Origin of the sequence: Mycobacterium sp. IS-1264, from assembly GCF_001954195.1 — a bacterium.
Classification (GTDB): Bacteria; Actinomycetota; Actinomycetes; order Mycobacteriales; family Mycobacteriaceae; genus Mycobacterium.
In genome coordinates this window covers 74,343-91,508 of the sequence record NZ_MBES01000056.1, presented here as the reverse complement: position 1 = coordinate 91,508, position 17,166 = coordinate 74,343, and the positions used below count along the sequence as shown (strand labels likewise).

Sequence of the window (17,166 nt, the reverse complement as noted above, 5' to 3'; positions counted from 1 at the left end):
CCCTAGATGGTCTGGTGCCGCCCGAAGTATTCGTGGTCTTCGTTGTAACCGCCGTAACCGCTGCCCAACTCGGAGTAGTGTGCGACGAACTCAATGCCCTTGAGCCACTTCACGTGCCGGAAGCCGTGCTGCAATTCATTGCGCAGCCGCAGTGGCGCCCCGTGACCGTAGCTCACCGGTTCGCCGTTCATGTCGTAGGCCAGCATCGTGAGATGGTTACTCATCTGGTCGATCGGGTGCGCGACATAATAGATCCCCCCGTCCGCGCCGGGGCCCAGCGAGTAGAACACCACCCACTTCGCAGCGGGCAGCGGTCTGACGACGTCCATGATCGTCTTCATTTGCACGCCACCCCATTTGGCAACACCCGACCAGCCCTGGATGCAGAAGTGTTGGGTGATCTGTTCGTGGTACGGCAAGTCATGCAAGTCGGCCAGCGAGAACTCGGTGGGGTTCTCGACGAGGCCGTAGACCCGCAGCCGCCAATCCACGAAGTGGTTCTTTTCCAACTCCTTGTACTCAACGGTTTCCGGGTAGGTGCCGTTGTGCCAGAAGTACGGCGAGATGTCTTTTTCTGTGAACGCACCAGGCTTCGGGTTGGCGTACTCGAACAGCCGCTGCAGCGGCCCGACAAGCGCGTAGCCGACCCGCTGCACAATCCTGGGGTGGCGATAAGTGAACGGGGTGGCGACCACCCAGCCAATCGTTACCACCGCCATGGCCGCGGCAAAGACCCAGAAACCCACCCAGCTGTTGTCGTCGCGGGCGCCGAACATGTGGTTGAGGTTGAGCACAGCATCGGTGGCAAAAACCATCGTGACATGCATAACGATGAACACGATGAAATACACCAAGACCAGGAAGTGCAGTGAGCGTGCGTGCTGAATGTTCAACCGCTTGCTGATCACGGTGAGGCGCATCGAAAGTGCCGGCGACATCCCAAGCGCGGTGATGACCGCGAGCGGTGCCGCGATGAAGACCGTCGTGAAGTACGTCAACAACTGCAGCGCGTTGTAGGCCACCCAGGTGTTGTCGGTCGGCCAGTCCAGCGACAGGTATTGGATCGCAACCGATCCCGCATTGGGAAAGACGTCCCAGCTGGTCGGCACGATGTGTCGCCATTGACCGGTAGCGAACAGCAGCACATAGAACACCGCGCCGTTGAGCAGCCACAGAACGTCAACGCCGAGGTGCCACCACCGCGCCAGCCCAATGGAATGGCGAATCCCGGGCAACCCCAACTGGCCGGGCAGACCAACGGAGTCGTCCTTGGCCGTCCACAGCGGGTCATCCGGCACCGGCTTGGCCACTCGCAGCCACTCGTCCCTGCCCGGGGTGGCGTTGCGACTGAAGTACAACCGCGGATGGTCGCACAGGATCTGAATCCCGGAACGGATGATGAACGTCATCAAGAACAGGTTGAAGAAGTGGCTCCATCCGACCCACGCCGGGATGCCGGGGCTGACGCCGGAAGGCACATGGGTTCCGGGATATCGCTGGATGAAGGCCTGCACCGCCGGGATGTGGTGCAGGCCATTGGCCACCGCCACGGCCACGACGAGCACGGCGAACCCCACGGGAAGCAGCCAGAGCACGTTTAACCACTTGTCGCGACCCACCCGCAGTCGCGGCACCATGGCCCGCTTGTCTTCTATGCCGCCGGCCCATGTCTCCGGATTGACGATGTTCTCGGCAAGGCGCAGCTCTGCGCGGTACCCCGCGCCCTGATACCCGCCGGCATCGCCCCTGTGGGCCTGGCGGACGCGGAGTTCGTTGTCGGTCACGCCGTATCGCACCTAACGCAATTTTTACAATTTGATATGGATAAACTCTAGCGCGTGAAGTGCCTGATCAGGAAGGGTCGCTGCGAGTGACTCGCCTCACCACGCGCTACGGATTCTGCGCCCCGCGAAATAAGGATCACGGCGGTGTAACAGATCGGCCACCCCGTCCGATATCTTGGCGTCGGCTCTGCACCGGGGGGAAATATGTCGGGACACCGCAAGATTGCACTGGGCGTGTTGGCTGCCGCGGCGCTGGGCTGCGCAGTCTGGCTTTCGCCCGCGGCCTCCGCGATTCAACCGTCGGCCTGGAACGGGCCCTACCTGCTGACTTTCGCCGCGAACCAGAAGACCGGTACCAGCATGGCGGCCCGCCAGCCCGAAACCTCCCAGCGGGCCAGCTACTCGTTCACGTCGAACTGTTCGACGGGCGTCTGCGTCGCCACGGTCAATAACCCTCCGGCGCCCAAAAGCCCGTACGAGCAGCGATCGGTCCAGTTCGCCTGGAACGGATCTCAGTGGGTTCAGCAGATCAACCGGACCTGGGATTGCCCACTGCTCGGCGGCCGCGTGGAACGCGACCCCGCGAGGTCCATCACAGCCTTGACGCCCGCCGCCGACGGCACCCTGACCGGCGTGTTTCACATCGACATCGTCAGCGGCGCGTGCGCAGGCAGCATGGAGATGCCGGTCACCGCTACCCCGGTGAGCCCGCCCGTTATCTAGCCGACGCCCCGGCTCAGCCAGGTCACCTCACCGGCGTCGCCGCCGTCGCGGTACACCTCGAGCGCCTCGTCCCAGGCCGTCCCCAGCACCGAATCCAGTTCCGCGGCGAGCGTGTCGGCGCCCTGCGCCATCATCGCCCGCAGCCGCATCTCCCCGACCATGATGTCGCCGTTGGCGCTCATCGCTCCGCTCCACAAGCCGAGCTGCGGGGTGTGGCTGAATCGGTGGCCGTCGACTCCGGGGCTGGGATCCTCGGTGACCTCGAATCGCAGCACCGACCAGGAGCGCAACGCGTTGGCCAGCCGGGCGCCGGTGCCCACCGGCCCGACCCAATTGGTGACCGCGCGCAGCTGTCCGGGCATCGCCGGCTGCGGAGTCCACACCAAGTTGGCCTTGGATTGCAGGGTCGACGACAGCGCCCACTCGACATGCGGGCAGACCGCCGCGGGCGAGGCATGGATATAGACCACGCCAGCCGTCACGTCGGCGAATTGATTCGACGCACGCATCTCCTGCTCCTTCGGTTCCACGAGGGACGTCTTCCCCAACGACCTGGTGGACCCGCGAGCAGCGGAAATGCTGATGTTTTTGTGTCCTGCGTGTCTATTGTGCCCTGTGATACCCGTGTTGCGCTAGTCTTCGATGCCTATTTGGTGTATTCGGATATCGCCGCGTCGGAAATCGCGGGCCACAAGTCCAGCGCCCACTCCCCGAAATCGCGGTCCGTGAGCGCCACCAGCGCCAGCTCCGCGGCGGGATCCGCCCAGATGAAACCGCCCGCCTGGCCGAAATGCCCGTACGTTCGCGCCGAGTTGCGCCCGCCCGTCCAGTGCGGCGATTTCGAATCCCGGATCTCGAAACCCAGCCCCCAGTCGTTGGGTCGCTGCACCCCGTACCCGGGCAGCACGCCGTCCAGGCCGGGAAATTGCACCGTCGTGGCCTCGTCGTGCAGCTGCGCCGACACCGTCGCCGGGCGCAGCAGGTCACCGGCAAAGGCGGCCAGATCCGCCACCGTGGACGTCGCCCCGAACCCGGCTTCCAAGGCCCCGCCGTCCAGCCGGGTCGTCCCCATCGCCAGCGGTTCGCACACCGCCTCGGTCAGGTAGCGGCCGAACTCGATCCCCGACTCCCGCTCCACGGTCTCGGCCAGCACGGTGAAGCCATAGTTGGAGTAGATGCGCCGGGCGCCGGGCTTGGCCAGCGCGCGGTCGTTGTGCATCGCAAGGCCCGACGCGTGCGCCAGCAGGTGGCGAACCGTGGCGCCGGGCGGGCCGGCCGGGGTCTCCAGGTCGACGACGCCCTCCTCGATGGCGACGTGGACGGCCCGAGCCACCAACGGTTTGGTGACCGACGCCAACACGAACACCTGCTTGCTGTCGCCATGCGTCTCCAGCACCCCGTCGGGTCCGATCACCGCGGCGGCGGCGGATGGGACGGGCCAGTCGTCGAGAGCGTCGAGGGCCGCCATCACTTCCTGGCGATGTAGTAGTTGTTCAGCGGATCCGATTCGATCTCGGCCACCCGCACGTCGCCGAAACCGGCGTCGGCGAGCATCGAGGTGGCCAGCTGCGTTCCCCACGCCGTGCCCAGCCCGGCGCCATCCAGCGCCAGTGACACCGTCATGCAATGCATCAGCGAGACGGTGTAGAGATAGGTGCTCATCGGCACGTCGACGTTCTCCTCGAGCCGGCTCGACGCCTTGACGTCGGCCATCAAGAAGACGCCGCCGGGTCGCAGCGCTTGGTAGATGTTCTCCAGCACCCGCGCCGGCTGCGCCTGGTCGTGGATCGCGTCGAACACGGTGATGACGTCGTAGGCCTCGTGCTTGTCCAGCCGCGCCAGATCGTGGCTTTCGAAGGTCGCGTTCGTCAGGCCGAGGCGAGCCGCCTCGGCGACACCGGTGGCAATGGCCTCGCGGGAAAAGTCGATGCCGGTGAACCGGCTTGCCGGAAACGCCTGTGCCATCACGTTTATCGCGTGACCGCTGCCGCAGCCGAAATCGGCCACATCGGCTCCGGCACGGAGGCGTTCCGGGAGGCCGTCGACCAACGGCAGCACGACGTCGACGAGCGCGACGTCGAACACGGCGGCGCTCTGCTCGGCCATCAACGCGTGGAAGCGAGGGAATTCGGTATACGGCAGCCCGCCACCCTCGCGAAAGCAACCGACGATTTTCTGCTCGATCTCGCCGAGTTGCGGAACGAACAGCGCAACGAGGGCGAGGTTGTGCGGCCCGGCCGCACGGGTGAGGGTCGCCGCGCGGTGAGCGGGGAGCGAGTAGGTGCCGGCGGCGGCGTCGTAGTCGACGACGTGCCCGGTTGTCATGCCAGCAAGCCACTCCCGGACGTAGCGCTCGTTGAGGCCGGCGGCCTCGGCGATCTGCGCGCTGCTGGCGGGAGGCAGCCGGGCCATGGTGTCGAGCAGACCGGTCTGATGCCCGATGCTCAGCAGGATGGTGAGACTGGCGCCGTCGATGGCCCCAACCATCCGCTCGGCGAATTGTTCGGCCGTCTCGGGTGCCGTCATGGTCAGCGACGCTACACCGTAGGTTGGACGCCATGAGTCAGACAGTGCGCGGCGTGATTTCACGAAAAAAGGGCGAACCCGTCGAGCTGGTGGACGTCGTCATCCCGGACCCCGGGCCCGGTGAGGCCGTGGTCGACGTCATTGCATGCGGGGTGTGCCACACCGACCTGACTTACCGCGAGGGCGGCATCAACGACGAGTACCCGTTCCTGCTCGGCCACGAGGCGGCGGGCACGGTCGAGGCGGTCGGGCCGGGCGTGACCGCCGTCGAGCCGGGCGACTTCGTGATCCTGAACTGGCGCGCGGTGTGCGGGCAGTGCCGGGCCTGCAAGCGTGGCCGGCCGCACCTGTGCTTCGACACCTTCAACGCCGAGCAGAAGATGACGCTGACCGACGGCACTGAACTCACCCCGGCGCTGGGCATCGGCGCGTTCGCCGACAAGACACTGGTGGCGGCGGGTCAATGCACGAAGGTCGATCCGGCGGCCGATCCTGCCGTCGCCGGCCTTTTGGGTTGCGGGGTGATGGCCGGCATTGGCGCGGCGATCAACACGGGCGCGGTGGAGCGCAACGACACCGTCGCGGTGATCGGCTGCGGCGGCGTGGGCGATGCCGCGATCGCGGGGTCGGCGCTGGTCGGCGCCCGGCGGATCATCGCCGTCGATACCGACAACAGCAAGCTGGATCTGGCGCGCAAGTTCGGCGCCACCCACACCGTCAACGCCCGCGAATTCGACGTCGTCAAGACCATCCAGGACCTCACCGACGGCTTCGGGGCCAACGTGGTGATCGACGCGGTCGGCCGTCCCGAAACGTGGAAGCAGGCCTTCTACGCCCGCGACCTCGCGGGCACCGTGGTGCTGGTGGGTGTGCCGACCCCCGACATGCTTTTGGAGATGCCGCTAGTGGACTTCTTCTCCCACGGCGGGTCGCTGAAGTCGTCGTGGTACGGCGACTGCCTGCCCGAGCGCGACTTCCCCACCCTGATCGACCTCTACCTGCAGGGCCGACTTCCCTTGGAGCAGTTCGTCTCCGAACGCATCGGACTGGACGACATCGAGGAAGCCTTCCACAAGATGCACGAGGGCAAGGTGCTGCGCTCGGTGGTGGTGTTGTGATCGAGCGGGTAGTGACCCACGGGACGTTCGAACTCGACGGCGGCAGTTGGGAAGTCGACAACAACATCTGGCTCGTCGGCGACGATTCTGACGTCGTGGTGTTCGACGCCGCTCACGACGCGGCGCCGATCATCGAGGCTGTAGCGGGCCGCCATGTCGTGGCGGTGGTGTGCACGCATGGCCACAACGACCACGTCACGGTCGCCCCCGAACTCGGCAAGAGACTCGATGCGCCGGTACTCCTGCACCCCGGCGACGACGTGCTATGGCGAATGACCCACCCGGACAAGGATTTTCGCTCAGTGTCCGACGGTGAGACGTTGAGCGTCGGCGGCACCGAATTGCGCGCGCTGCACACCCCGGGCCACTCGCCCGGGTCGGTGTGCTGGTATGCGCCCGAGCTTGGGGTGGTGTTCAGCGGCGACACCCTGTTCTCCGGCGGACCCGGCGCGACCGGGCGCTCGTTCTCCGACTTCCCGACGATTTTGCAGTCGATCTCCGACCGGCTCGGCAAGCTGCCCGGCGAGACTGTCGTGCATACCGGCCATGGCGACAGCACCACCATCGGCGACGAGATCGTCCACTACGAGGAATGGGTGGCGCGCGGGCACTAGGTGTTTGGTATCGGATCGGTTCCGCTCGTCACGGCTGCCACAGAAGTCCCTCCGCCGGGCGGGTCTCTCTCTGCCCGCCTCATAGCGACAAATTGCGCGGCGTCGCTGCTGCCGCCGCAACCCTCAACCGGTTTGTCGCTATGAGGCGGGGCAGAAAGCCTGTCCCCTTCTCCAGCCGCGGCTTATACGTATCGCCTCACGCGCTCGCAGTACCGGAGGTATTCCGCGCCGTAGTGGTTGCGCATGAACTCTTCCTCACGCAGCACCTGGCGGTGGAACAGCGCGAGCCCGCCGGCGAGGAAGGCCAACGGTATCCAGTTGGGGAAGACCAGGAACTCGCCGATCAAGACCAGCGCGCCGCCGACATAGATCGGGTTGCGGCTGACCGCAAAGATGCCGGTCGTGACCAGTTCGTCGGGGTGATCAACGTCAATGCCGACGCGGAAGCTCCGGCCGAACGAGACCAGGCTGGCCACCAGGACCGACAACCCGCCGAGGCATAGCGCAACCCCTGCCCATGCCGCGGCATTCGAATGAAAGAACCGCTGCCCGCTCACGATCGGCCAATCGAAGGCCGCGGCGAAGACTGTGTAGAAGTAAAACAGCGCAACCGGCGGGATCAGAAAGTCCGTCTTGTCCAGGTTCCCGAAATGCATTGCCTGCGTTCCGGTTCGGCGCAGCAGGAGGACTCTCGTCAGCACAATGGCAAGCAAGGCCACGAGGGCCGACGCGGCGAAATATCCCGGCATCGTTATCGCATATCCTCTCTGGGTTCACTTAATTCGAAGCAACCGAAACTCGTGGCGCCGCAGCAGGCGCAGTATCACCGCGCCTGGAAATCCGAAGGCTTGGCGTCCCAGGTCGGCGGGATACGGTTCGATGCCGTCGATTTCGTACTCAGCGCCCTTGAAAACCACCACACAGCGGCGCGACGCCATTACGTTGCGATACCAGGCAACATCGGTGCCGTAGGTCAGCTCGGCGACGAAACCACCATCGACCTCGGCGAGGATAAGCGGTGTTTCATAGGTGCGACCGGTCTTGCGCCCACGGTGGCGCAGCAGGGAAAACCCTCGGCCGCGGCGGGCGGCCCCCAACGCCAGCGGGTTAAGGGTGTGGCCCAATACCCAGAAAAGCGCCGCCCGCATCCGCGGATCGCTTTGCCTCCCAAGCCGCGACAATCGCATGATACTATTCTAGGCGCTATGCCTAGTAAAATGTCAACAGACGATGAATTTCAGGTGTCGCCCGACCTGGTGGACGCGGCGATCCGCGCCGCCGAGCAGTGCGGCCGGCCGGTGGCCGAAGTGTCACTAGGCACGCTCGCCGAGACGGCCGGGATGTCGCGCAGCACGCTGCTGCGCAGGATCGGGGGATCTCGGCGGGCCTTGGACGAGGCGGTGCGCCAAGCCGGCGTCGATCCCGGCGGGCGGCCGGTGCGCGAACGCGCCATTGAAGCCGGGGCCCGGTTGATCAGCGATCGTGGGCTCGCGTCGGTGACGCTGGAATCCGTTGCCGAGTCGGCGAGTTGCTCGGTGGCGAGCTTGCAGGCCATATTCGGCACTCGCGACCGATTGTTCGGAGTGATTTACCAGCGTTACAGTCCGCTGAGCGATCTGGCCCTGCTGTTTGCCGACGACACCGCCCGCCTCGAGGACACCGTGGCGAGCTTTTACGCGGTGATGGCGGCTGGTCTGGCCCGCGAACCGCGGGTGGCTCCCGCAATGCTGGCCGACCTGCTGGCGAACCCACGTGGACCCGTCGCCACGGTCTTCGCCGACTACTTTCCTCGTGACTTCGCCACCGTCGGAGGATGGCTGCACCGGCAGGTGGCCGCAGGCACGATCCGCGACATTCCGATCCCCCTGTTGATAGAGCAACTGACCGGACCCCTGCTAGCCCACGTATTAATGCTTCCCGCTGCGGGCCAGCCGGGTTGGGAGATGCCTGAACTGGAGCAAGTGTGCGACGCATTCACCGCCATGTTCCTCAATGCCGTTGGAACGCAAGGCAGCACGCAATGACACGCGACACCGACAAGGGCTCAGTGTCCCTCGAGGATCCGTCGCTTCTCGGATTCGAACTCGCTTTCCGTCAATGCCCCGGAATCCCGCAGTGCCGCTAGCGTTTTCAGCCGTTCTAACCGAACGCCCTCGTCGTTCGGCTCATACGGTTTAGGCTCATGCACCGCCACGAACGCCGTTGCCGCCTTACGCCGGGTGCGCGACAACCACATGCCGGACACAATCGAATCGACCAGTCCCACAACGAAGACGGCCACGAACACCCACACCAGATAGCCGTAGGAGCTCTTGTGCCCGAAGGCAAGTCGCGGCTCGATGAAGCCGTTGACCCTGCCGTCCGTGGTGACGTTGTAGGTGCCGGCGGCGGGAATCTGAGCGATCCATACCCGCACGTGTGCGTCATTGTTGACCGTCGTTGTGCTGCCGATGTTTTCCGTCACCACCGGTTGCGCCACCCCCTCGGGCGGCGAGATCGTGACACCGAGCGGCGGGACGGGCAGACCGCCATTGGGCCCGCCGATCACCACGGTGTGGAAGCTGACGGTGACCTCACCGGCGGGCAGGCTCAGGCTGCTCGACCCTGGGATCGGCACTTCGCCGTAGGCGTCGTATTTGTCCAGGAAGAACGCGTTGAGCACCAGCGAGACGATGAAGCCGGCCACCGCGACGACCATCATCACGATGGCCCCGGCGAGCGAGATTTTTGCGAGCCGCCTGCTGCTCATTCAGGCAGTTTGTCACCGCGGGCCATGCGGTGCCAGCGAAACACCGCGACCCCGACAATCACGAACGCCGCCACCGGCACCCAGTCGCCCAGCCGTTGGTACGGCGTCGCATACGACCCGATCGGCACGGCGACCACGGTGACCCCCCGAAAGCCCGACCGACACCACGCCAGCCGTCGGCCGCGCGCGTCGAACGCCGAACTGTCCCCGGACAATCCGGCGTGCACGGCCGGGCGGCCGGCCTCGACGGCGCGGACCGCGGGCTGCGCGGCCAGCTGCGGCTGCGCCCAACTGCCCTGGAACGACGAGGTCGAGCTTTGATACACCAGCAGGCCGGCACCGAGTGAAGCCTCGCGCCGGGCGAGGTCGGAGAATGTCGCCTCGTAGCTGATCAACGGTCCGATGGACACGCTGCCCACTCGCAGCACCACGGGCCCGGTGCCGCGCTGCCGGTCCTCACCGGCGGCCTTGCTGTGGCGGGTGATCCAGCCGAAAAGCGTTCGCAGCGGCACGTATTCGCCGAACGGCACCAGCCGGGTCTTCCGGTAGCTGCCCAACGATCCGTGCTCGCCGATGAGCACCGCCGACTTGTAGATCCCCCCACCGGGAGCGGGCGCATCGACGTTGACCAACAGATCCGCACCGACTCGCCCGGACAGCTCGGCGAGCCGGGCCAGCAGCTCGCGATGGCTGACGAGGTCTTGACCCACGCTGCTTTCGCCCCAGACCACCAAGTCGGGTCGCTGGCCGGCGACCGACGCGGTGAGCGCCTCGCTGGCCGCCAGCCGGGCATCGGAGTCGGCGATGTCGCCGGGCTGCACCAAAGCGACCCGCAGCGTCGACCCCCCGGCCGGCGCGGGCCCCAGCAGATACCACAAGGGCCCCACCGCCGCACACGCCAGCACGGCCGCCGTCGCGACGAGCCGACTGGTCACCTCCCGGTGCGCGATTACGCCGACGATAGCGGTATTACAAGCAACCAGAAGGAAACTCGTGAGCCACACCCCGCCCAACGACGCCGATGCCAGCGTGACCGGCTGGTTGGATTGCGAGGCGCCCAGCGATGCCCACGGACCGCCCAGCCATGGCAGCGACCGCCCCGCCTCGGCCGCCACCCACGCGCTGGGCAACACGACCAACGCCGCAATAGTGCGGCCGACGGTGGCGGGCGGCGCCAACAACCGATGCGCGAACCACCCCCACGGCAGCCAGAGCGCGCCGAACCCGACGGCCAAGGGCACCAGGAGAGGACCGATGCTGGTCACCAACCAGTACTGGTTAATCAGCACGAACCCGCCGAGACCCCACCACGCCCGCACGGACGCCTGCCACGCCGAAGGCGCCGCCCGCACCAGTAACAGCAGCGGAACCACACCGAACCAGGCCAGCCACCACCACGACGGCGCCGGAAAAGCGAGCGTGGGCAGCGCGCCGGCGGCTAATGCGGCGGCCCAGCCGCGACCGGGCTGTCGACAAGCCGACACAAAGAGCAGACTAAGACGGGGCTCATATCGAGTAAGGAGTGATACGCATGGCCAAGGATCTCGTCGCCACCGTGCCGGACCTGACGGGGAAGCTGGCGATCATCACCGGGGCCAACAGCGGGCTGGGGTTCGGGCTGGCCAGGCGGCTGTCCGCGGCCGGCGCCGACGTCGTCATGGCGATCCGCAACCGCGCGAAAGGGGAAAAGGCGATCGAGGAAATCCGCGCCACGGTTCCCGACGCCAAATTGACCATCAAACCTCTCGACCTGTCGTCGCTGGCATCGGTCGCCACGTTGGGCGAACAGCTCAACGCCGAGGGCCGGCCGATCGACATCCTGATCAACAACGCCGGGGTGATGACGCCACCGGAGCGCGACACCACCGCCGATGGCTTCGAATTGCAGTTCGGCAGTAACCATCTCGGGCATTTCGCCCTCACCGGGCGCCTGCTGCCGCTGCTGCGCGCCGCCCAAAAATCCCGCGTCGTCTCGCTGAGCAGCCTCGCGGCCCGGCAGAGCGGCAAGATCCACTTCGACGACCTGCAATTCGAAAAGTCCTACGCGGCGATGTCGGCCTACGGGCAGTCGAAGCTCGCGGTGCTGATGTTCGCCCGCGAGCTCGACAAGCGCAGTCGCGCGGGCGGCTGGGGCATCGTCTCCAACGCCGCGCACCCCGGCCTGACCAAGACCAATCTGCAGATTGCCGGCCCGTCGCATGGCCGCGAAAAGCCGGCCCTGATGGAGCGGCTATACAAGCTGTCCTGGCGTTTCACGCCGTTCCTCTGGCAAGAGATCGACGAGGGAATCCTGCCCGCCCTGTACGCGGCCGCCGCGCCCCACGCCGAGGGCGGTGCGTTCTACGGGCCGAGCGGTTTCTATGAGGCCGCTGGGGGCGGCGTGGCGCTGGCGAAGGTCCCCGCAAACGCCAAGAACGACGACGACAGCGCGCGGCTGTGGGAGATTTCCGAACAACTCACCGGCGTCAGCTACCCGAAGCCGAACTGAGAGCTGCCACAACGCTTTTCGCCGCCACCCAGCGGCGCCAAGCCCACCCCGGCGCTGATCCGGCGGCAAACAAACGCGTTGCCGAGAGTTTCGGCACGATGCTGCGGGGGGAACCCCCATCACAACCGTCGAGACTGCAACTCGGAAGGGGGTAGCCGCCATGAGCGTGCAGGACGACAAAGACGCTGGTCAAGAAGAGGGCCAGCAGTTAACTGAGAAACCAGAGCCCGACGAGGAGCAAAAGGAAAAGGCCGCCGAAATGATGACGGCCTACGAAGACCGGCCCACCCTGGTGCTGCCCGGCACCAGTGGAATGGTCTCGGGCACGGCGGTCAACGACTGGCTGGACGACGAGGGCAACCCGAAGGGCGGGGAAGGCGCCGAGGACCAGGGCGCGAGCGACAAAGGCGCGAGCGACAAAGGCGCGAGCGACAAAGGCGCGAGCGACAAAGGCGCGAGCGACAAAGGCACCGAGGACCGAGCCGAGAATCAGGGCGAGGACCAAGGCGACGAAGACCAAGGTACCGAGAACCTCGGCAAGCAAGAGCAGATCGAGAAGGACAAAGCCTTTAACGAGGAACTTCGCGAAGCCGCAAAAGAGGAGAACAAGGGCGAAAAGCGCTGAGCTAGGTTAAGGCGCCCGCGCCAGCCGCGCGCAGCGCGGCGCCGACGGCCGCCGTCAGGTGCGGGCGCGGCGTGGTGACAACCGGCACCCCAAGATGGCCCGACAGCGTGGTGGTGACGGCCGGGATATGCGCCCCGCCCCCTACCGAGATCACCGCGACCAACTCGCGAATTCCGTTGTGCGCCAACGTTTCATCCAAGACCGAAACGAAATCGTCGAGCGAATCGTGGATTGCGCCGTCGAATTCAGCCCTGGTGAACCGGACCTCGTCGCTCACCCCGGGCAACCCCAGCGCGACCACCGTGTGCGACGAGAGCCCCTCCTTGGCGCTTCGGCAGGCGGCGCGCAGTCGGCTGAGCGAGCCGACCGCCGACGTGCCGGGCGGGTCGAAAAAGCCCGCGTCCGGCAAAACCGCCATGACTGCGGTCAGCACCGCCTGATCGATCAGGTCGCCGGAGAAGTCGGGGTGGCGCACGGTCGCGGCCACCGGGTGATCGTCGCCGGCGTCCAGCATCGTGATGCTGGTCCCGCTGCCGCCGAAATCGCACACCGCCACTGTCCCGCGGGCCGGTATGCCCGGGTTCGCCCGGACGGCGAACAGGGCCGCCGCGGCATCGGAGATCAAGGTCAACGGCCGGTTCGACCATTCGGCCAGCCGGCTCAACGCCGAGCCCAAGGCGTCCACCGCCGTCGCTTCCCAGTGGGCGGGATACGTCACCGCGATGTTCTCGGGCAAGGCGCGTCCACAGGTGGCGGCGACGGCCAGCGCGCGCAACCCGTCGGCGAGCAATGCCTCGCTGCGATGGGTTGAGCCGTCGGCCGCGACGATTCCGGCCGGGTCTCCCACCCGCTGGACGAAGTCGGTGATCACCAGGCCCGGCTCGCCCAGCTGAGGGTTTTCCGACGGGACGCCGACCTCCGGTGAGCGTTGCCGATACAGGGTCAGGACGGGCTTGCGGGTAAGGGCGTGGTCGGCGGTGACGGCCGCCAGGTTGGTGGCACCGACCGACAACCCCAGCGCGGGGCTTGCTCCGGTCACCGGATGTTTCCGGCGCCCGCGATCAGCGGCAGGTCGAGCGGCGTGACCCAGCCTGGCCGCAGGTCGTTGACCGCGGGAACAGCGTTCAACGCCCGCATTCCAGTCGCCAGGCATCCGGCCGTCGCCGCGTCGCGGCCCGAGCCGTCGGTGAACCGGAACGCGGTCTCCTGGAAGATGCTCGGCGTCCCCTCGATATCGACCCGGTAGACGTCGTTGTCATGTCCCGTCGGCCAGTCGGGCGCCGCGTCGAGCCCGATGCGGTTGACGTGTTCGAGCTGGATGCGCGTCTCGCCCTGGTAGATCCCGTTGATGGTGAACCGGACGGCGGCAACATGTCCCGGCTTGATGACACCCCTGGCGGAGTGCCGCTCCGTCGGGGTCACCCACTTGTCCCAGGTGGTGGTGATCTCGTCGAGCATGATGCCGGCGGCGTGGGCGATCATCGGGACCGTGGCCCCCCACGCGAAGATCAACACGTCACTGTTCTCCAGCATCGGGCTGTATTCCGGCTCGCGGCCGATGCCCATCTCGACTTCGTAGTCGCCCTCGTAGTTGGTGTAGTCCAGCAATTCCGACGCCCGCACCCGCCGCACTTCTGAGCACAGGCCCATCAGCGTCATGGGGAACAGGTCGTTGGCGAATCCCGGGTCGATGCCGGTGGTGAAGCAGGACGACTCGCCCAGCTCGCAGGCTTCGGTGATCGGCGCGATCCAGTTGGGCGGGTTGAGGTGCATCGTCGGCCAGACCCACGGCGTCATCGCGGTGGAGCACACGTCGATTCCGGCCCGCAGGAAGCGGGTGATCAGCGCGATGTTGTCCTTGGCGTGCATGGCCGTCGGGCCGTAGTGGACCAACGCGTCGGGCTTCAACGCGATCAGGGCGTCGACGTCGTCGGTGGCGAGGATGCCCACCGGCTCGGGCAACCCGCAGATCTCGCCGACGTCGCGGCCGACCTTGTCCGGGTTGCTGACGCCGACGCCCACCAACTCGAACACCGGATGCTTGACGATCTCGGCGATCACCATCCTGCCGACGAAGCCAGTGCCCCAGACCACCACACGCTTCGAATCCGTCATGCGCACCTTCCGATCGTCAGCCCCGCGTTCACCCTATAGACCAGGCGATGCCCGTGATGACACGATGACATCCATGACGAAGCATCTGCGCGGACCGACGCTCGTGTTCGCGATCGGGATCGGGGTCGCGAACGCGTGCGGCGTGGCCAACGCCATACCCCAGAACCCCAAGGTCCAGTACGAGGTGAGTGGTCCCGGCGTCGCGCAATACATCTCCTACCAAACCGATGCCGGTCAGCAGCGCCAGGTGAACGCGCCACTGCCGTGGTCGACGCAGTTCACCGCGTTCGGGGGCCAGGTATTCGTCATCAGCGCACAGGGGCCGGGCCCCTTGACCTGCAGGATTCTGCTCGACGGCAACGAAGTGAGCAAGGCGACGGCGACGGTGGGCTCACCCACCAGAACCCTCTGTACGCACTGACGACGGTCTAGGCTCGCCAGTGTCACCTCTTCAACGGCGAAGGAGGGCCTAGGTGAGCCTTACGACGGGTCCCAAAAAGGGCATAGCGACGCGGCAAAACGGGACGCCACCGCCGGACATCCCGCTTGCCGACATTCATCTCGAGTCGCTTGATTTCTGGGCCCTCGACGACGACGTTCGCGACGGCGCGTTCGCGACCTTGCGCCGGGAGGCCCCGATCTCGTTCTGGCCCGCCATCGAGATGGAGGGGTTCGAGTCGGGCAATGGGTATTGGGCGCTGACCAAGCTCGACGACGTTCACTTCGCCAGCCGCCATCCGGACATCTTCAGCTCCAGCCCCAACATCACGATCAACGAGAATGCGCCCGAGATCGCCGAGTACTTCGGCTCGATGATCGTCCTCGACGATCCGCGACACCAGCGGCTGCGCTCGATCGTCAGCCGCGCGTTCACGCCGAAGGTGGTCGCCCGCATCGAGGCGTCGGTGCGCGAGCGGGCGCACCGCTTGGTCGCCTCGCTGATCGCCAATCATCCCGACGGGGAAGCCGATCTGGTCACCGAGCTCGCCGGGCCGCTGCCGTTGCAGATCATCTGCGACATGATGGGGATTCCCGAGGAGGACCATCAGCGCGTATTCCATTGGACCAACGTGATTCTCGGGTTCGGGGACCCCGACCTGACGACGGATTTCGAGGAGTTCATCGGGGTTTCGATGGAGATCGGCGCGTACGCCACCGCGCTGGCGGAGGACCGGCGCGTCAACCATCACGACGATCTGACCACGAGCCTGGTGGAGGCCGAGGTCGACGGGGACCGGCTTTCGTCGTCGGAAATCGCGTCCTTCTTCATCCTGTTGGTGGTGGCCGGCAACGAGACCACGCGCAACGCGATCAGCCACGGCGTGCTGGCCCTGTCGCGGTATCCCGAGCAACGCGAAAAGTGGTGGTCGGACTACGAGAATCTCGCACCCACCGCGGTCGAGGAGATCGTGCGGTGGGCCTCCCCCGTTGTCTACATGCGACGAACGCTGACCCGAGACTTCGAGCTCAGCGGCACCAAGATGGCGGCCGGCGACAAGGTCGCGCTGTGGTACAACTCGGCGAATCGCGACGAGTCAAAGTTCGCCAATCCGTGGGCTTTCGACATCACGCGCGACCCCAATCCGCATCTCGGCTTCGGCGGCGGGGGCGCCCATTTCTGCCTCGGCGCCAACCTGGCCCGACGGGAGATCCGGGTTGCGTTCGACGAATTGCGCCGCGAAATCCCCGACATCGTCGCGACGGAGGAACCCGCGCGGCTGCTGTCGCAATTCATTCACGGCATCAAGACCCTGCCGGTCGCCTGGACTCCCCCACGCGGTTAGCTCCGCGAGCAGACGCAGAATCGCACAATTGCCAATGATCCCGTGCGATTCTGCGTCTGCTCGCCGGGCAATTCGGGGCTTACGCTAACCAGCGTGACCATTCCCGCGTTTCCCCCTCCCGAGGTGCTGGCCGCCCGCGAGAAACTCGTGCTCGACCACTTCCACGACGAGGTCCGCCAGGCCTGGGACGACGTGCTGTCCACGTTCCCGCACCCCCGCTACGAGCTGATCCCGCAGATGGTCGTCCACGACGGCGACGAGGCGGTGCGCGCCTATTACCACTACACCCGCACTGCGTTTCCCGACCAGGACCACGAGATCATCGCGCTGCGACACAGCGCCGACGCGGTGATCGTCGAGTTCTGGTTGATGGGCACACACCGCGGTTATCTCGGCAAGGTTCCGCCCACCGGCAGCCGGTTCCGGGTCCGCATGAATGCCTACTTCGTGTTCGACGACACGGAAACGCTTGTGTGCGAACGCATTTACTTCGACACCCTGACCATGATCAAGCAGCTGCTGGGCGGGCTGAACATGAGGAGGCCGTCGAACTGGCTGCTGGCCGCGCGGTGCGTGCGCGGCTTCCTGTCCATGTCGTCCGAAAAGCCTGACCCGGCACTGACTTCCGCGTAAACTGCGC

General features: G+C 66.1%; 18 protein-coding genes and 1 pseudogene. 9 read left to right on the top strand and 10 right to left on the bottom strand.

Going from position 1 to position 17,166, the window contains the following annotated elements:
* Positions 1–2: 2 nt before the first annotated feature.
* The gene (locus A5744_RS11815; protein ID WP_076061203.1) at positions 3–1,703 is read right to left on the bottom strand and encodes a molybdopterin-dependent oxidoreductase; all 1,701 of its coding nucleotides are present in this window, start codon (positions 1,701–1,703) and stop codon (positions 3–5) included.
* 285 nt (positions 1,704–1,988) lie between these two features.
* Here A5744_RS11815 and A5744_RS11810 point away from each other — a divergent pair, with 285 nt between their 5' ends.
* Complete coding sequence (locus tag A5744_RS11810; protein ID WP_076061150.1) at positions 1,989–2,507, top strand: hypothetical protein; 519 nt, start codon at positions 1,989–1,991, stop codon at positions 2,505–2,507.
* Here the strand turns inward: A5744_RS11810 and A5744_RS11805 are convergent.
* The 3 genes from A5744_RS11805 to A5744_RS11795 form a co-directional block, all read right to left on the bottom strand.
* Entirely contained in the window at positions 2,504–3,016 is a 513-nt protein-coding gene (locus A5744_RS11805) for a DUF3145 domain-containing protein (protein WP_076061202.1), read from the bottom strand. The genes A5744_RS11810 and A5744_RS11805 overlap by 4 nt on opposite strands.
* A 137-nt stretch (positions 3,017–3,153) precedes the next feature.
* On the bottom strand, positions 3,154–3,975 hold the full coding sequence (locus A5744_RS11800) for a serine hydrolase domain-containing protein (RefSeq protein ID WP_076061148.1): 822 nt from the start codon (positions 3,973–3,975) through the stop codon (positions 3,154–3,156).
* The gene (locus A5744_RS11795) at positions 3,975–5,033 is read right to left on the bottom strand and encodes a class I SAM-dependent methyltransferase (protein WP_076061147.1); all 1,059 of its coding nucleotides are present in this window, start codon (positions 5,031–5,033) and stop codon (positions 3,975–3,977) included. The genes A5744_RS11800 and A5744_RS11795 overlap by 1 nt, the downstream gene beginning before the upstream one ends.
* A 32-nt stretch (positions 5,034–5,065) precedes the next feature.
* Here A5744_RS11795 and A5744_RS11790 point away from each other — a divergent pair, with 32 nt between their 5' ends.
* Entirely contained in the window at positions 5,066–6,151 is a 1,086-nt protein-coding gene (locus tag A5744_RS11790) for an S-(hydroxymethyl)mycothiol dehydrogenase (protein WP_076061145.1), read from the top strand.
* Positions 6,148–6,765 carry an MBL fold metallo-hydrolase gene (locus A5744_RS11785; RefSeq protein ID WP_076061143.1) on the top strand — a complete coding sequence of 206 codons (618 nt, stop codon included), beginning with the start codon at positions 6,148–6,150 and terminating at the stop codon, positions 6,763–6,765. Before A5744_RS11790 ends, A5744_RS11785 begins: the two co-directional genes overlap by 4 nt.
* 182 nt (positions 6,766–6,947) lie before the next feature.
* Here A5744_RS11785 and A5744_RS11780 read toward each other — a convergent pair whose 3' ends face one another.
* Both A5744_RS11780 and A5744_RS11775 read right to left on the bottom strand, forming a co-directional pair.
* Positions 6,948–7,514: an isoprenylcysteine carboxylmethyltransferase family protein gene (locus A5744_RS11780; protein WP_076061141.1), complete on the bottom strand. Its 567-nt coding sequence runs from the start codon at positions 7,512–7,514 to the stop codon at positions 6,948–6,950.
* 24 nt (positions 7,515–7,538) lie between these two features.
* On the bottom strand, positions 7,539–7,913 hold the full coding sequence (locus tag A5744_RS11775) for a nitroreductase/quinone reductase family protein (protein WP_076061139.1): 375 nt from the start codon (positions 7,911–7,913) through the stop codon (positions 7,539–7,541).
* Between the two features lie 69 nt (positions 7,914–7,982).
* On the opposite strand from A5744_RS11775, the gene A5744_RS11770 reads away from it, so the two are divergent.
* The gene (locus A5744_RS11770; protein WP_076061137.1) at positions 7,983–8,789 is read left to right on the top strand and encodes a TetR family transcriptional regulator; all 807 of its coding nucleotides are present in this window, start codon (positions 7,983–7,985) and stop codon (positions 8,787–8,789) included.
* A 20-nt stretch (positions 8,790–8,809) separates the two neighbouring features.
* Here A5744_RS11770 and A5744_RS11765 read toward each other — a convergent pair whose 3' ends face one another.
* A complete protein-coding gene (locus A5744_RS11765; protein WP_076061135.1) occupies positions 8,810–9,514 on the bottom strand; it encodes an SHOCT domain-containing protein in 705 nt (234 codons plus the stop codon).
* On the bottom strand, positions 9,511–10,998 hold the full coding sequence (lnt, locus tag A5744_RS11760) for an apolipoprotein N-acyltransferase (protein WP_076061133.1): 1,488 nt from the start codon (positions 10,996–10,998) through the stop codon (positions 9,511–9,513). Before lnt ends, A5744_RS11765 begins: the two co-directional genes overlap by 4 nt.
* Before the next feature lie 47 nt (positions 10,999–11,045).
* Between lnt and A5744_RS11755 the strand changes: the two genes are divergently transcribed.
* The gene (locus A5744_RS11755; RefSeq protein WP_076061131.1) at positions 11,046–12,002 is read left to right on the top strand and encodes an SDR family oxidoreductase; all 957 of its coding nucleotides are present in this window, start codon (positions 11,046–11,048) and stop codon (positions 12,000–12,002) included.
* 160 nt (positions 12,003–12,162) lie between these two features.
* Positions 12,163–12,627, top strand: coding sequence for a hypothetical protein (locus A5744_RS11750; RefSeq protein WP_076061129.1), 465 nt, complete (start codon positions 12,163–12,165; stop codon positions 12,625–12,627).
* A gap of 22 nt (positions 12,628–12,649) precedes the next feature.
* Here the strand turns inward: A5744_RS11750 and A5744_RS11745 are convergent.
* Positions 12,650–13,666 (bottom strand): annotated as a pseudogene (locus tag A5744_RS11745) (Hsp70 family protein); the annotation flags it as partial.
* Complete coding sequence (locus A5744_RS11740; RefSeq protein ID WP_076061126.1) at positions 13,663–14,742, bottom strand: dihydrodipicolinate reductase; 1,080 nt, start codon at positions 14,740–14,742, stop codon at positions 13,663–13,665. The pseudogene A5744_RS11745 and the gene A5744_RS11740, both read right to left, overlap by 4 nt.
* Before the next feature lie 73 nt (positions 14,743–14,815).
* Between A5744_RS11740 and A5744_RS11735 the strand changes: the two genes are divergently transcribed.
* The 3 genes from A5744_RS11735 (at position 14,816) to A5744_RS11725 (ending at position 17,159) form a co-directional block, all read left to right on the top strand.
* The gene (locus A5744_RS11735; RefSeq protein WP_170874475.1) at positions 14,816–15,163 is read left to right on the top strand and encodes an MmpS family transport accessory protein; all 348 of its coding nucleotides are present in this window, start codon (positions 14,816–14,818) and stop codon (positions 15,161–15,163) included.
* A 52-nt stretch (positions 15,164–15,215) separates the two neighbouring features.
* Positions 15,216–16,526, top strand: coding sequence for a cytochrome P450 (locus tag A5744_RS11730; RefSeq protein ID WP_076061122.1), 1,311 nt, complete (start codon positions 15,216–15,218; stop codon positions 16,524–16,526).
* Between the two features lie 93 nt (positions 16,527–16,619).
* Positions 16,620–17,159: an ester cyclase gene (locus A5744_RS11725; RefSeq protein WP_076061120.1), complete on the top strand. Its 540-nt coding sequence runs from the start codon at positions 16,620–16,622 to the stop codon at positions 17,157–17,159.
* Positions 17,160–17,166 lie beyond the last annotated feature (7 nt).

Excerpts from the sequence above, each read along its gene's own strand:
- A5744_RS11810 (WP_076061150.1), top strand. The coding sequence starts at position 1,989 with ATGTCGGGACACCGCAAGATTGCACTGGGCGTGTTGGCTGCCGCGGCG.
- A5744_RS11805 (WP_076061202.1), bottom strand. The coding sequence starts at position 3,016 with ATGCGTGCGTCGAATCAATTCGCCGACGTGACGGCTGGCGTGGTCTAT.
- A5744_RS11800 (WP_076061148.1), bottom strand. The coding sequence starts at position 3,975 with ATGGCGGCCCTCGACGCTCTCGACGACTGGCCCGTCCCATCCGCCGCC.
- A5744_RS11795 (WP_076061147.1), bottom strand. The coding sequence starts at position 5,033 with ATGACGGCACCCGAGACGGCCGAACAATTCGCCGAGCGGATGGTTGGG.
- A5744_RS11790 (WP_076061145.1), top strand. The coding sequence starts at position 5,066 with ATGAGTCAGACAGTGCGCGGCGTGATTTCACGAAAAAAGGGCGAACCC.
- A5744_RS11780 (WP_076061141.1), bottom strand. The coding sequence starts at position 7,514 with ATGCCGGGATATTTCGCCGCGTCGGCCCTCGTGGCCTTGCTTGCCATT.
- A5744_RS11775 (WP_076061139.1), bottom strand. The coding sequence starts at position 7,913 with ATGCGGGCGGCGCTTTTCTGGGTATTGGGCCACACCCTTAACCCGCTG.
- A5744_RS11770 (WP_076061137.1), top strand. The coding sequence starts at position 7,983 with ATGTCAACAGACGATGAATTTCAGGTGTCGCCCGACCTGGTGGACGCG.
- A5744_RS11765 (WP_076061135.1), bottom strand. The coding sequence starts at position 9,514 with ATGAGCAGCAGGCGGCTCGCAAAAATCTCGCTCGCCGGGGCCATCGTG.
- A5744_RS11755 (WP_076061131.1), top strand. The coding sequence starts at position 11,046 with ATGGCCAAGGATCTCGTCGCCACCGTGCCGGACCTGACGGGGAAGCTG.
- A5744_RS11750 (WP_076061129.1), top strand. The coding sequence starts at position 12,163 with ATGAGCGTGCAGGACGACAAAGACGCTGGTCAAGAAGAGGGCCAGCAG.
- A5744_RS11740 (WP_076061126.1), bottom strand. The coding sequence starts at position 14,742 with ATGACGGATTCGAAGCGTGTGGTGGTCTGGGGCACTGGCTTCGTCGGC.
- A5744_RS11735 (WP_170874475.1), top strand. The coding sequence starts at position 14,816 with ATGACGAAGCATCTGCGCGGACCGACGCTCGTGTTCGCGATCGGGATC.